Annotated in this window: 10 protein-coding genes; 2 read left to right on the plus strand and 8 right to left on the minus strand. The window is 61.8% G+C overall.

Going from position 1 to position 13,474, the window contains the following annotated elements; translation table 11 throughout:
* Positions 1-221 precede the first annotated feature (221 nt).
* The 6 genes from ABD837_RS22710 to ABD837_RS22735 form a co-directional block, all read right to left on the minus strand.
* The gene (locus ABD837_RS22710; protein WP_345059184.1) at positions 222-4,175 is read right to left on the minus strand and encodes an IPT/TIG domain-containing protein; all 3,954 of its coding nucleotides are present in this window, start codon (positions 4,173-4,175) and stop codon (positions 222-224) included.
* Positions 4,176-4,388: 213 nt separating this feature from the next.
* The gene (lpxB, locus tag ABD837_RS22715; protein ID WP_345059186.1) at positions 4,389-5,504 is read right to left on the minus strand and encodes a lipid-A-disaccharide synthase; all 1,116 of its coding nucleotides are present in this window, start codon (positions 5,502-5,504) and stop codon (positions 4,389-4,391) included.
* A 91-nt stretch (positions 5,505-5,595) separates the two neighbouring features.
* Positions 5,596-6,012, minus strand: a complete 417-nt coding sequence (locus ABD837_RS22720; RefSeq protein WP_345059188.1) for a 6-pyruvoyl trahydropterin synthase family protein — start codon at positions 6,010-6,012, stop codon at positions 5,596-5,598.
* Positions 6,013-6,098: 86 nt separating this feature from the next.
* The gene (locus ABD837_RS22725; RefSeq protein WP_345059190.1) at positions 6,099-7,127 is read right to left on the minus strand and encodes a FecCD family ABC transporter permease; all 1,029 of its coding nucleotides are present in this window, start codon (positions 7,125-7,127) and stop codon (positions 6,099-6,101) included.
* Complete coding sequence (locus ABD837_RS22730; protein WP_345059192.1) at positions 7,111-8,154, minus strand: serine hydrolase domain-containing protein; 1,044 nt, start codon at positions 8,152-8,154, stop codon at positions 7,111-7,113. Before ABD837_RS22730 ends, ABD837_RS22725 begins: the two co-directional genes overlap by 17 nt.
* Positions 8,155-8,188: 34 nt before the next feature.
* Entirely contained in the window at positions 8,189-9,112 is a 924-nt protein-coding gene (locus ABD837_RS22735) for an ABC transporter substrate-binding protein (RefSeq protein ID WP_345059194.1), read from the minus strand.
* A 123-nt stretch (positions 9,113-9,235) separates the two neighbouring features.
* Here ABD837_RS22735 and rfaD point away from each other — a divergent pair, with 123 nt between their 5' ends.
* Both rfaD and ABD837_RS22745 read left to right on the plus strand, forming a co-directional pair.
* The gene (rfaD, locus tag ABD837_RS22740) at positions 9,236-10,204 is read left to right on the plus strand and encodes an ADP-glyceromanno-heptose 6-epimerase (protein WP_345059196.1); all 969 of its coding nucleotides are present in this window, start codon (positions 9,236-9,238) and stop codon (positions 10,202-10,204) included.
* 162 nt (positions 10,205-10,366) lie between these two features.
* Complete coding sequence (locus ABD837_RS22745; RefSeq protein WP_345059198.1) at positions 10,367-11,749, plus strand: FAD/NAD(P)-binding protein; 1,383 nt, start codon at positions 10,367-10,369, stop codon at positions 11,747-11,749.
* A gap of 99 nt (positions 11,750-11,848) precedes the next feature.
* On the opposite strand, the gene ABD837_RS22750 is transcribed toward ABD837_RS22745, so the two are convergent.
* Positions 11,849-12,112: a hypothetical protein gene (locus ABD837_RS22750; protein WP_345059200.1), complete on the minus strand. Its 264-nt coding sequence runs from the start codon at positions 12,110-12,112 to the stop codon at positions 11,849-11,851.
* Positions 12,113-12,281: 169 nt separating this feature from the next.
* Positions 12,282-13,289, minus strand: coding sequence for a zinc-binding dehydrogenase (locus tag ABD837_RS22755; RefSeq protein WP_345059202.1), 1,008 nt, complete (start codon positions 13,287-13,289; stop codon positions 12,282-12,284).
* Between the last annotated feature and the right edge of the window lie 185 nt (positions 13,290-13,474).

The raw sequence follows: 13,474 nt of genomic DNA on the forward strand, positions 1-13,474 counted from the left end.
AAGTACAGCTATAAAAGTATGAATTTTATTAACTAAGCACTAAAAAACCCTGTCTTTTTTCAACCTTAACATTTTGGCCCTCCCGGTGCCCATTGGCATGCAGGTGACCACACGCCGCACCGCCCTCCCTCCTATCAATCCATTAGAAAGCAAAAAAGCCCGTTCGGAATCACCGAACGGGCTTTTTCTATTCAGCCAGGAAACTCCCGGCAAATGCGACCTTATTGCACTACCACACGCTGCACACTCGGCGCACGGCCGGCGGCCTGTACCGAGAGCAGGTAGGTACCGGCGGCCAGGCCGCTCAGGGGCAGTTCGGTAGCGCTGCCGCTGAAGGTGCGGGTTGCGACCGTCTGGCCCAGTACGGTGCGCAGGGTTACCTGGGCCGTGGCGGCGGTGGCGGCCATCTTCAGGTTCAGGGTGCCGTGGCCCGCTACGGGGTTGGGGTACACGCTGAACTCGCTCTGCTGGGCCTGGGCTGTGGCCGTGGCCGTCGTGACGGTATAGGCCAGGCCATTGCTCGGAATGTTGGTCGTGGTGGTTAGCACCACATCGCCGGTAGTGGCGCCGGCGGGCACGACGAAGGTGACGGTGGTTGCGTTCACAACCGTGAAGCCGGTGACCGCTACCCCGTTGACGGTGGCGGCGGTAGCCGCAGTGAAGTTGCTACCCGTAACGGTAACGGTGCTGCCCACCGGGCCGCTGGTGGGGCTCAGGCTCGTAATGGCCGGGGCTGCAGGCGGCGTGGCGCAGGTAAGCGTCAGGGCGAAGTTGCCGGCGTCGGTGGCCAGGTAGCCATTGATGAGGACGAAGTAGGTAGCACCGTACTGCGAAGTAAACGTTACCGAAGAGCAGGTAGTGGAGTTGGGGATGGCATCATCGTTGCCTCCCACGCAGGTGTAGGTGCCGCAACGCCCCGAGTACACGAACAGTTGGGTGTCGAAGTCAGTGGCCGCGTTGCAGGTGGTTACGGTCATGTTGGCGCCGGTGCCTACCACGCTATAGAAAACCCCACCGTTCCTGACGGCGGTGCCGCAGCTGCCGGTCGGGTCGCCGGTGGCCGTGGCTCCCAGGTTGGTGCCATTCAGGGTCTGCCCGCAAGCCAGCGGGGTGGCATTGGCGCACTGGTCGTTGGCCGGCGGAATCAGGAAAGGCGTGGCGGACGTGCCACTGCCTACGGGCGCGATTACGGTGATGGGCCCCGAAGTAGCGCCAGCCGGCACGCTGGTCGTAATCTGGGTGGCCGAAACCACTACGAATGACGCCACAGGTGTGCCGTTGAAGGTTACCTGCGTCGCGCTGGTGAAGTAGTTACCGTTAATCGTCACATTGGTGCCCGCAGGGCCGCTGGTGGGCGTGAACGAGGTGATAAGCGGTACCTGCACCGTGAACCGGGTGGTTGAAACGGCAATGCCGTTAGGCGTCGTCACAGTAATGAGGCCAGTGGTAGCACCGGTGGGCACCGTTGCGGTAATCTGAGTAGCCGAAACCACTGTGAATACTGTCGCGTTCGTACCGTTGAAGGTTACCCGCGTAGTGCCAGTGAAGTTATTGCCGTTAATGGTCACGACCGTGCCAGGCACTCCAACCGTAGGCGAGAACGAGGTAATGGCCGGAGCTGCCGGAATGGTAAAGCTGGTAGCCGAGGTGCCCGTGCCCAGCGGCGTGGTTACGGCAATGGCGCCCGTAACTGCCCCGATGGGCACAACCACGGTAATCTGCGTGGCCGAGTTCACGGAGTAAACCGGCGCGTTGGTGCCGGCAAAAGTTACCTGCGAGGCCGCCGTAAAGTTGGTGCCGGTGATAACGACCGTGCTGCCAACCGCGCCCGCGGTGGGCGTGAAGCTGGTAATGGTGGGCGGAACCCCCACCACGAACGGCGTGGCCGAGACAGTAGTACCGGCCGGCGTCGTTACGCTAATGAGGCCGCTGGTGGTACCAGCCGCGACCGTGGCGGTGAGGCTGGTGGCCGAACCTGCCGTAAACGTGGCAGGTGTACCGTTGATGCTCACGGCCGTAGCACCCGTTAGGTTGGTGCCCGTGAGGGTAATCACCGTGCCAACTGGCCCGCTCGTGGGCGTGAAGCTGGTAATGGTAGCGCCGGGGCCCGGGGCAATGGCAAAGTTGGCGTCCGAGATATCGAAGAAATAGTTGTCGGCGGCTTCTACCATCACGCGGGCCTGGGCGGCCGTCACGTTGGGCACAGTAACCGAAGCGGTACCGTTGTTGGGCACGCCCGAAGCCAGCAGCACCGGGTAGGTAAGGCCGCCGTCGAGGCTCAGGCGCAGGTTCACGGTGGCGCAGCTTACCGGGGCTGCATCGGTGCCGGCTACGTTCCAGGTCACGGTTTCCGTGGTGCCGCCGGTCCAGCTAACGGCCGAGTTAGGCGCCGAAAGCACAAAGGGACCAGCAGTGCTTGTCACGTCCAAGTTCACAAAGCTGCTGTAGTCGACGCCGCCAATCACGCCGGCCGGGCCGCTGTGCTGGTCGCGGGCCGTGCAGCGGAACTTCAGGGTACGCGTCACAGTAGGTAGGCGCTCGCCGAAAACGGTGGTATTATTTACCAGTTCGGTGAGGCGCGGGAAGTAGCGGGTGGGTTCCAGCACCGGCACGAACGAGCGGAACAGCGGCACGTTCTCGCCAGTCACTTGCGCATCATTCGGGGCTTTTTGTGGGCCGAGGTCCATCTCTTCCCACATGTAAGTCAGCGGGTCGTTGTCGGCGTCGGTAGCCGAGGCTGTCAGCTTAAAGGGCGTGCTGATGGGCAGGGTTTTCCCGCTGGCCGGGGCCGTTATTACCGGCGCCGTATTGCCGGTAGCCGAGTTGGTGCCGCAAGCCGTGCTGTTGATGAAGGCCCGCATTTCCTGGTAGTTGCCGGTGTGGAAAACAGCATCGGAATTGGCCTGCAGGTTGTTGGTCGAGGTGCAGATGCCGGCATAAGCCATAATGGTCGTGCCCGAGCCCGGCTCCCAGGCCGTGTTGGGGTTGCGGTTGCCACCGGCGCAGCTGCCCGCGTTGCCGTTGAAGGGGTGGTTGCCAGAAAACTGGTGCCCCATCTCGTGGGCTACGTAGTCGATGTCGAACGCGTCGCCCACGGGGTTGGGCAGGCCGGTTACGCCCTGCGCCTTGCGGCTGGAGGAACACACCACGCCCAGCCCGGCCACGCCGCCGCCGCCAGTGCTCACCACGTGGCCAATGTCGTAGTTGGCCGAACCGATGATGCGGTCGACGTTGGACTGGTTCTGGCCCAGCAGGGAGCTGCCATTGCTGTTGCTGAAGGCGGGCGAGGGCTGCGTGCCAAGCCCGCTCAGAAACACGAGCTGGTCGTTGTTGGCAACCAGCACCAGGCGCACGGCCAGCTCTTTCTCGTATACGCCCACCACTCGGTTTACGGTCGTGACCTCGGCGGCCAGCACGCTGGCTACCGTGTTGCCTTTGGTGAAGGCGTACTCGGGCGTGTTGGACAGGGCCAGGCGGTAGGTGCGCAGCTGCGAGCCGCTGGCCTGGGCTTTGCCCGAAGCAGCAGCCGCAGCCAGCCGCAGCCGGTTTTCCTTCAGCTCATCGGTGGTAGGCGCAAATTCACAGGCCGGCTGCTGGCCAGCAGCAGCGCGGTTCATGTCCTGCCGGAAAAAGCCAAGGTAGTGGCGGGTATCGGTGCGGGAAACGGGGTCGATGTAGTAGGTGTTGCCACCTACGGCCAGCACCTGGGCATGAAAGCCCTGTGGCGTCAGGTCGAGGCGCAGCGAAGCCGACCGGTCATCAAGCCCCGTACCGGTGTAGGTTTTAATGGATGAGAACTTGCGGGCCAGCTCGGGCGCCATCACCGACGTTTCGCGCACGGCGAAACGGGCGACGGTGCCATCGGGCCGGGGCAGGGCCAGCTCCAGGGCAGCGCCGGCCGGGCCTTCGAACGGGGCAGTGGCCAGCGCGGCGCGCAGGGCAGCTTCGTCCAGCGTGAGGGCCTGCGACCGGGTGAGGACGGCGGCCAGCGGAGAAACGGCCGCGGCACTCCGGGCTTCGGCATCGGCCCGGAAGTAGGGCGTGGTTTGTTGAGCGCGGGCGCTCAGGGCCAGGCCCAGTGTGGCCAGTATGGCAACGCTGGTGCGGCGCAGGCAACGGCCGGTGGCCGTAGTGCCATCCGGAGCAGTTAGCCCGCTATTGTAACGTTCATGCATAAAAAAACAGTTGGTGTGGAAACGTAAATGTAAGTGTAAAAGCCGGGCTGAATTTCCACTAACTTCAAATTACACTCAAGGCAAATAGCAGGCTTCGCTGCTGGTAATTATGGCATTAACGCCGGAAACCCTAAGCCAGGGCCCAGGGTTCCGTGTTCAGTACATTCAAAAAATCTAATTATTATATAATCCCACCGCCTCGGCCGCAGCAGGCTAACGGGCGGCGCGCAGGTAACCCACCATCAACTCGGCGGTTTTTTTGGCGGCCTGGTGCTGGCCCAGCTTTTCGCGCAGCTCGGCGTAGCCGGCTTTCACGCGGGCCAGGTAGGCGGGGTCGGTGAGCAGGCTGCGCAGCTCGTCGAGCAGGTTGCGGGCGTTGAATTCGTTCTGAATCAACTCTTTCACTACTTCGCGGCCGGCAATCAGGTTCACCAGCGAGATGTAGGGCACCTTAATCACCATCTTGCCAATGGCGTAGCTCAGGGCGCTGGTGCGGTAGCACACCACCTGGGGCACGTCGAAAAGCGCGGTTTCGAGCGTAGCCGTGCCGCTGGTTACCAGGGCCGCCGTGGCGTGGCTCAGCAGGTCGAAGGTTTGGTCGAACACAAACCGAATGCCGTTGCGGTGGAAGTGCTTGTAGTAGTTGGGGTCGAGGTTGTTCACGCCGGCCACTACAAACTGGTACTCCTGAAAACCAGGCAGAATGGCAATCATCTCGTGCAGCATTTCCTCAATTTCCTGCTTGCGCGAGCCCGGCAGCACGGCAATAATGGGCTTGTCACGCTCCAGGCGGTTGCGCTCGTAGAAGTCGGCGGTGGGCTGGAACTCAGCTACGGAATCGACCGTGGGGTTGCCGGCGTAGTCGACGGCATAGTCGAACTTCTGGTAGAACTCCGTTTCGAAGGGCAGAATGACAAACATCTTGTCCACGTAGGCCTTCACCTTGGCAACGCGGCCCTGGTTCCAGGCCCATATTTTGGGCGAGATATAGTAGAACACCTTAATGCCCTGCTCTTTGGCGAACTTCGCCATGCGCATGTTGAAGCCAGCGTAATCTACCAGAATCAGCACGTCAGGCTGGTAAGTCAGAATGTCGGCCTGACACTGCTTGAGGTAGCCCCGGAACTTGAGGATGCTGGTGGCGGCCTCCAGAAACCCCATGATGGCCAGGTCCTGGTAGTGGCGCACGAGCTCGCCGCCTTCGGCCTGCATCATGTCGCCGCCCCAGTAGCGAAACTGGGCGTCGGCGTCCTGCCCGCGCAGCTCGCGCATGAGGTTGGCAGCATGGAAATCGCCCGACCGTTCGCCGGCTATCAAGTAATATTTCATTTATTGAATTAAAAATTATGAATTAAAAATTAAAAATTGTTTCTGCCCCTGCGGTGTGCCTGGACATTTTTAATTCTTAATTTTTAATTGCTTATCCCCCGTAATATTCCACGAAGTTGCGGGGCGTTTCGTAGAGTTTGACGCAGTGCAGCTTGGCCGTCGTAATAGCCGGCAGCTCGCGCTCGATGATTTGCCAGAACGCAATGGCCAGGTTCTCGGTGCTGGCCATCTGGCCGGCCAGGAAGGGCACGTCGAGGTTGAGATTTTTGTGGTCGACCTGCTCGGTAATGTGGGTGCGCAGCAGGTCCGACAGGGCTTTGAGGTCGACCACGAAGCCGGTTTCGGGGTCGGGACTGCCCTTCACCGTCACAATGAGGTCGTAGTTGTGGCCGTGCCAGTTGGCATTGGCGCAGGGGCCGAACACCTCCCGGTTGCGCTCGTCGCTCCACTTGGGGTTGTGGAGCTTGTGGGCAGCGTTGAAATGTTCTTGGCGGGAGACGTAAATCATTCTTTTCGTTGTCAGCCGTTAGTTGTTCGTTGTCAGTCTGAAAAGGCATTTTCTGCTCCTGACAACTGACAACAAACAACCAGCAACTAAGTGGTTTTCCGCAGCAAATATACGAAGAAGGGTACCCCGAACAGGGCCGTGACCAGCCCCACCGGCAGCCCGGCCGGTGGGTAGAGCAGCCGCGCCAGCAGGTCGCAGGCCAGCAGGAAGGCCCCGCCCAGCACCGCGCAGCCCAGCAAATTGTAGCGCCCCGTGGTGCCCAGCAGCCCCCGCGTGAGGTGCGGCACCAGCAGGCCCACAAAGCCCACCGGCCCGCACAGCGCCACCACGCCGCCCGTGAGGGCCGCCGCCAGCCCCACCAGCAGCCAGCGCCGCGCCGCTACCGGCAGGCCCAGCGCAGCAGCCCGCTCCTCCCCTAGCAGCAGCAGGTTCAGGTCCTTTTGCAAAAAAGCCAGCACCACCAGGCTGATGCCCAGCACCGCGGCCGGGTATGGCAACACGCTCCAGCCGGCCCGCTCGAAGCTGCCAAACGCCCAGAACACCACACTGCGCAGGCTGCCTTCGGGCGCCGCCAGGAAAGTGAGCAGGCTGCCAATGGCAGCTGCCAGGGCCCCCACCGCCACCCCGGCCAGCAGCAGCGGCGCCGGCAGAATTTTGCCTTGCCTGGTGCCCAGCGCCACCACCAGCACCGTGGCCCCGAAAGCGCCCGCCAGCGCGGCCACTGGGGGCAGGTACACGCCCATTAGCGTGAGCGAGGGCACCAATACATAAGCAGCAATGGCGCCCAGCGACGCGCCCGAGGCCGTGCCCAGCAGGTAGGGGTCGGCCAGCGGGTTGGTGACGAGGGTTTGGAGCAGGTAGCCGCTCACCGACAGGCTGGCGCCGGCCAGCACCGACAGCAGCAGGCGCGGCAGGCGCAGCTCCACCAGGGCCAGCTGGGCAGGGTCGGCGGGGTCGTAGTGCCGGAAGGTGTTCAGGATGAAGCCGTACGAGGTGCTGTAGCTGCCCACGTGCAGGCCCAGTACCAGCAGCGCCAGCAGCAGCAGCAGCCCAAGGGCCAGCCACCACAACGGGCGACGCGGGGCTAAGTCGCCGATGCTACTTGAGTTCGGCATACAGCTTATCGCCTATTGCTTCTAAATCGGCGTTGTCGGTATTGGTTAGCAGAATTACGACCTTATCAAAGGCTTTATTCGTCAGCAGCACCGAATTAAAGCCATTGATACTGCCCCGGCGCTCCAGCACTGGCTGCGGAAAGATTTTATCGTTGCAGTAAAACCCTATGGCCGGCTTGCCGCGGGCGTATTCCACAAAGCCTTTCTGCTGGGGCGTGGAAAGCAGGGCCGTGGTTTGAGTGTTGAGCAGCGTGTGCTCTTTCAGGGCCTGTACCAACTTCAGCAGGTCGGCGGGGGTAGAATAGATGGCTCCCGCGCCAGCATAATTAGACAGGTACAGCGGGGCATCGTTTTGAAGTAGCTGGTTGGGCTTGCCGCCCCCAAAACTGTAGTTGTGGTAACCATAGGCAAGCCCCGGAATTATCTGGCTTTCGGAAATAACGCCGGAATTGCTCATGTGGAGTGGCTTCAGAATGTTTTCCTGCACTAGTTCGGAGTACCTTTTTTTGGCAAGTACTTCCAGTAAATGCGTCAGCAAAATGTAGTCGACGTTGTTGTAGTTGAAAGTCGGGGCCGGTGGTCCCTCCTTTTTGACTACAAACTTGCCCACAAACTCAGCGGCCGAATACGGATTCGCATAGGCTGCCCCCGGCTCGTTTTTCAGGCCGGAGTAATGCGTGAGCAATTGAAGAATCGTAATATCCCGGCAAGTGCTGGGCAAGTCGCTAAGGTAGCGGCCGACGTTATCGGTCAGGCGCAGTTGCGATTTTTCGCAGAGCTGCAGCACCAAAATGGCGGTAAACAGCTTCGTGACCGAGGCAATTGGCAAGCGCGTGGTGTCCGTCATGGGCACAGCAAATTGCTGGTTAGCGTAGCCGTGGTGCAGTTGCGCCTGTACCCGTCCACTTTGCGCAACCAGCCCCGTGCCACTGAAACGTCCATCGGCCAACACGATGGCCTCAATCTGTTTCTGCGCGCAGGCTGGGCCAGCTAGTATGAGAAGCGCCAAAAAAAACAACTGCATCATAACAAGAACTTTACGAGCACATTGGCGCACTCAATTAGTTAGCCGTTGCACGAGCTGTTGCCGGCTGCATCTCACGCCCTTGGTGCAGCAACCCCTGCAGCTCGCGCACCGACTCCACCACGCGCGGGCTCGGCCGCTCCAGCAAGTTGCCGGTGATGGCGAACACCCGCCGGCTCTGGTAGGCGTTGATGCGCTTCAGCTCGGGGTAGTTTTTGAAGAAGGTGCTGTCGAGCTTCTCGAAGCTGCCGCCAAGCAGCACGTCGGGGTTCAGCTTGAGGATATACTCGCGGGTAAGGGCCGGGTAGGGCTGCGGAAAGGTATCGGTGAGGGCATTCTGGCCACCCGCGAGGCGAATTTCGTCGGTAAACAGCGTGTTCTGTCCGTAGCAGTAGATGGGGTCTTGCCAGGTAATGGCCAGCACGTTGGGGCGATTGGCGGGTTGAAGCCCCGGTCCATTCGCGAGGGTCTTCAGGCTTTGCCGCAGCGAGTCGGTCAAGTGCTTTGCCTGCGCCTGCCGGCCCAGCAGGCGCCCCACTTCGTCGATGCCCTTGAACACGTCGTCGACGCTACGAAACCGCAGGTAATACACCGGAATACCGAGCTGCTGCAGCCGCTGCGCATCGTCAACCGACGTCATGCCCTCGACGGTGAACACGACGTCGGGCTTCAGCAGCACCAGCTTTTCCATGTCGAGCGGGTAGTTGTTGACGACGGGCTTGCGGTAGACGGCAGCAGGGTAATTATCTTGCGGACAGCGGGCTACGATGGTGGCGGTATCAGCCACGGCGAACAGCATTTCGGTCATGCTCGGGGCCAGGGCCAGCACGCGGCGCGGGTGGGCCGGCAGCTGCACGGCCCGGCCCAGGCCGTCGCGCACGGGCACGAGGCCCGTTTTTTCGGTTTCGGAACGACAACCCAGCAGCAGGGCCAGGGGTAGAAGCAGCAGAAAGAAACGCATGGGGCAAAGGTAGGCCCGGACGTTGGGCTGGCTTGTTCTGGCAGAACGTCAAGCGCTGGAACGTCATGCTGCAGGTTCTTTTTCCGGCGCGCTACCTTTGCCACCCGCCCTAATTTTTGCCTCATGATAGTAGTAACCGGCGCGGCCGGCTTCATTGCCAGCTGCCTTGTCTCCCGCCTGAACGCGGCCAATTTCAACGACATCGTCGTGGTCGACAACTTCTCCATCGAGAAGAAACTCGCCAACCTCGAAGGCAAAAAGCTGCGCGAATACGTCGACCGCGAAACATTTTTTGAGTGGCTGGCAGCTCATCACGAGCAGGTAGAATTCATTTTCCACCTCGGCGCGCGCACCGACACCACCGAGATGGACCCGGCCGTGTTCGACCTGCTGAACCTGAACTACTCGAAGCAGATGTGGCAGGCCTGCGTGCAGTACAACCTGCCGCTGGTGTACGCGTCCTCGGCGGCGACTTACGGCGACGGCACCCTCGGCTACTCCGACCACGACGAAGCCCTGTTCCCACTCTACCGCCCCCTCAACCCCTACGGCGACTCGAAAAACGACTTCGACAACTGGGCGTTGCAGCAGGAAGAGAAACCCTATTTCTGGGCCGGCCTGAAGTTTTTCAATGTGTACGGGCCCAACGAGTACCACAAAAGCCGCATGGCTTCAGTTATCATGCACGCCTTCCACCAGATTCAGCAGTCGGGCTCGATGATGCTGTTTAAGTCGCACAACCCCGACTACACCGACGGCGGCCAGATGCGCGATTTCGTGTACGTGAAGGACGTGGTGGAAGTGTGCTTTTTCCTGCTGAACCACCGCAAGGATTCGGGCATATACAACCTGGGCAGCGGCGAGGCCCGCACCTTCCTGGATTTGGCCCTTAATACGTTTCAAGCCCTGGGCCGCACGGCCGATATCCGCTTTAAAGACACGCCAGAAGACATTCGCGACAAGTACCAGTACTTCACCGAGGCCGACATGAGCAAGCTGAAAAGCATTGGCTACGACCGGTCATTCACGCGCCTCGAAGACGGCATTCAGGACTACGTACAGAACTATCTGGTGCCCGGCCGGTATCTGTAGCGTCAGTAGTGTTGTTAAAAAAGAACGTCATGCCGAGCGCGGCCGAAGCATCTTTACCGCAGTAGTATTCCAAACCATGGGGTTTACTTGCGTGGTAGCGATGCTTCGGCTGCGCTCAGCATGACGTTCTTTTACCTTCTCAATCAGTTCAGCTTTTCGCCCGTGAATCTACCCGCTCACCCTGTCATTACCATAGTGGGCGGCGGCTTTGCGGGCACGGCCCTGGCATTGCAGCTGCGCCGGCAGCCAACGCTGGCCGGGGCCGAAATCCACCTCATCGAGCCCCGCGAGGCTCCCGGCCCAGGCCTGGCCTACACGGCCCGGCGCGCCGAATACCTGCTCAACGTGCGCCCCGGCGCTTTGAGCCTATATTCCAACGAGCCGCACCATTTCGCCCAATGGCTGGCCCGGCAGCCCGAAAACAGCGGCGGCACCCCGGAATTTGCCTCGCGCGCCACCTACGGCCGCTACCTGCGCGAAGAGCTGGCCACGGTACTGGCCCCTACCGCTGGCCCCGCCGGGGTGCAATGGCACTGCACGACCGCCGTAGCCGCCCCGCTCCAGCCCAACGGCCAGCGCGCCGTGCAACTGGCCGACGGCACCACCATTGCCAGCGACAGCGTGGTGTTGGCCCTGGGCAATTTCCCGCCGCCGCCGCCCGCCGGCCCCGACCTGCGCTACCTGCACCACCCCGGTTTCCACGCTGACCCTTGGGCGGCGGGCAACCTGCGCCGCATTGGCCCCGATGAGCAGGTGCTGCTTATCGGTTCGGGCCTGACGTCGGTGGATGTGCTGCTGGCCCTGCGGCACGATGGCCACCAGGCCCCCATTACCGTGGTGGCCCGGCACGGACGCTGGCCCGCTGCCCACGAGCCGGCCACCGCGCCCTACCCCAATTTCTACAGTGCGATGGCCCACGAAACTACCGTGAATGGCGCCGTGGCGGTGTTTAAGCGCGAGCTACGGGCCGCAGCGGCCCGAGGCATAGGGTGGCAGCCGGTACTCGATGCGCTGCGGCCCGACCTGGGCCGCATCTGGGCGGTGTGGCCGCTGGCCGAGCAGCACCGCTTTTTGCAGCATCTGGCGGGCCTGTGGGCCGTGGCACGCCACCGCAGCCCACCCGAGAATGCCGCCGCCGTGGTCGCCCTCGCAGCCGCTGGGCTGATGCAGCTGCACATGGGCACCGTGCGTGAAATACTTCCCGAAGGGCCGCTGCTGCGCGTGCGCGTGGGGCCGCATGGCGAGGCCGGCTCCTGGCTCACGGCCCAACACGTTATCAACTGCGCCGGGCCGCTGCTCGATTATGCCCGCATTGCCGACCCGCTGGTGGTGAGCCTGCGCGAAGCCGGCGATCTTGTGCCCGACCCGCTGCGGCTGGGCCTGCTCACCGACCCCCACGGCGCACTCCTCGACGATGAGAACCGGGCTGCACCAGGGCTTTTTACCCTGGGCTCGAGCCGCCGGCCCGCCTACTTCGAGTCGACGGCCGTGCCGGAGTTGCGGCTTCAGGCGGCGGCGTTGGCCGGGCATCTGGGGAAATCATAACGAAGTACCCCGAAGTTTTACTGTGGCTCGCTGAACGATTAACGTTCTGGCAGGCCGCGGTAAAACTTCGGGGTACTTGAGCTTTTGGGTTGCTTACAACTACGCCGCTTGGCGCGACTGCCCGGGGTAAAGTGGCAGCACCGTAGCTTCCTCAGCGAAGAAAGAGACAGCGGGCGCAGTCGTGGCGGGGGCATCGGTGTGGCGCAGGGCGCGCATCAGGAGGTAGCGGTACTTCTCGGCATCGGCCACGGCTTGCTCGATGGCTTGCATGGCATCGGTGTACGCCACAACGGCTTGCAATTCGCGGCGCGGGCGACGGGCTTCGAACACGTGATTCTCGAGGTATTGAGCAGCAGATTTCATATGCGAAAACAAGCGGGGTTTTAGTCGATTACCCGCGTGTTTATCCAACCATAAAAACCGCATTTTCATTCCTTAAAACACCGTTTTTACTGCTTTTAATCAGCAGGGAAAAGGGCTCTAAAACGGTGTATTTATAGGGTCTTTTCCCTGCTGATTTCGCAGCAGTTGCTTAGCCAATTTTCAGCACCACTTTGCCGAACTGCGCGCCAGCCTCCAAGCGGCGCAGGGCGGCTTCGGTTTCGGCCAGCGGGAATATTTCGTCGACCACGGGCACAATGCCTTTTTCCGTTACCAGCGCCAGCAAGTCCTCAAAATCCTGCGGTGTGCCCATTGTGGAGCCGAGGATGCTGAGCTGCTTCCAGAACACCTTGGCGGGCGGTACATCGGGAATGTTGCCCAGCGTGCCGCCGAAAAACACGATGCGCCCGCCCGGCGCGGCGGCGTCGAGCAGCGGCCCAAAAGCGGCCCCGCCCGCGCTGTCGATGATGACATCGAACAGCCCGCCGGCAAACTGGGTGATGGTTCTTACCCAGTTCTCGTCGCTGTACTTGATGCCGCCTTTGGCGCCGTGCTCCCGGGCACGGGCAATTTTGTCGTCGGAACTGGAGGTGACCCACACCTCGGAGCCCCGGGCCACGCACAGTTGCACGGCAATGAGGGCCACCCCGCCGCCCACACCCGTCACAAGCACGCGTTCGCCGGGCTGCACCTGGGCGCGCGTGAAGGCGGCCCGGTAGGCGGTGAGCCCCGCCAGCGGCAGCGCGGCGCCCTGCTCGAAGCTGAGATGGGCGGGCAGGGGCCGGATGTATTCGGCGGGTAGCACAATGTATTCGGCAAAAGTACCGGGGTCGGGCATGCCGAGCACGGCGAAGTCGCGGGCCTGGGCGCGGGGGTTGTCGCCCCAGCGCAGGCCGGGGTTGATGAGCACGCGGGCACCCACGGCGGGGGCAGCGGCGGGCACGTTTTCGCCGTGGGCAGCTACCTCGCCGGCGCCGTCGGCCCCGAGGGTGCAGGGCAGCTTAATACCCGCGTACTTGCCCTCCTGAATAAAAACGTCACGGTGGTTAAGGGCCGCAGCGTGCAGCTTCACCAATATTTCGCCGGGGCCGGGGGCGGGGGTGGGAATGTCGCGCAGCACCACAGGCTGGTGAATGGCATCGAGTTGAAGGGCTTTCATGGTTTTTGGGTGCAGTGAGCAGTGAGCAGTGAGCAGTGAGCAGTGAGCAGTGAGCAAAAGGAACGTCTGCTGAGCTTGTCGAAGCATATCTACCACGTGACTAACCCAATTATCAGGGATTACTCCTGCGGTAGAGATGCTTCGACAAGCTCAGCATGACGTTCTATTTGTAACGTTCTACCGGC

This window comes from Hymenobacter glaciei, from assembly GCF_039539585.1.
GTDB classification, from domain to species: Bacteria; Bacteroidota; Bacteroidia; order Cytophagales; family Hymenobacteraceae; genus Hymenobacter; species Hymenobacter glaciei.

Bases quoted from the DNA above. Each gene is read 5' to 3' on its own strand.
- ABD837_RS22710 (WP_345059184.1), bottom strand. From the start codon at position 4,175: ATGCATGAACGTTACAATAGCGGGCTAACTGCTCCGGATGGCACTACG.
- lpxB (WP_345059186.1), bottom strand. From the start codon at position 5,504: ATGAAATATTACTTGATAGCCGGCGAACGGTCGGGCGATTTCCATGCT.
- ABD837_RS22720 (WP_345059188.1), bottom strand. From the start codon at position 6,012: ATGATTTACGTCTCCCGCCAAGAACATTTCAACGCTGCCCACAAGCTC.
- ABD837_RS22725 (WP_345059190.1), bottom strand. From the start codon at position 7,127: ATGCCGAACTCAAGTAGCATCGGCGACTTAGCCCCGCGTCGCCCGTTG.
- ABD837_RS22730 (WP_345059192.1), bottom strand. From the start codon at position 8,154: ATGATGCAGTTGTTTTTTTTGGCGCTTCTCATACTAGCTGGCCCAGCC.
- ABD837_RS22735 (WP_345059194.1), bottom strand. From the start codon at position 9,112: ATGCGTTTCTTTCTGCTGCTTCTACCCCTGGCCCTGCTGCTGGGTTGT.
- rfaD (WP_345059196.1), top strand. From the start codon at position 9,236: ATGATAGTAGTAACCGGCGCGGCCGGCTTCATTGCCAGCTGCCTTGTC.
- ABD837_RS22750 (WP_345059200.1), bottom strand. From the start codon at position 12,112: ATGAAATCTGCTGCTCAATACCTCGAGAATCACGTGTTCGAAGCCCGT.
- ABD837_RS22755 (WP_345059202.1), bottom strand. From the start codon at position 13,289: ATGAAAGCCCTTCAACTCGATGCCATTCACCAGCCTGTGGTGCTGCGC.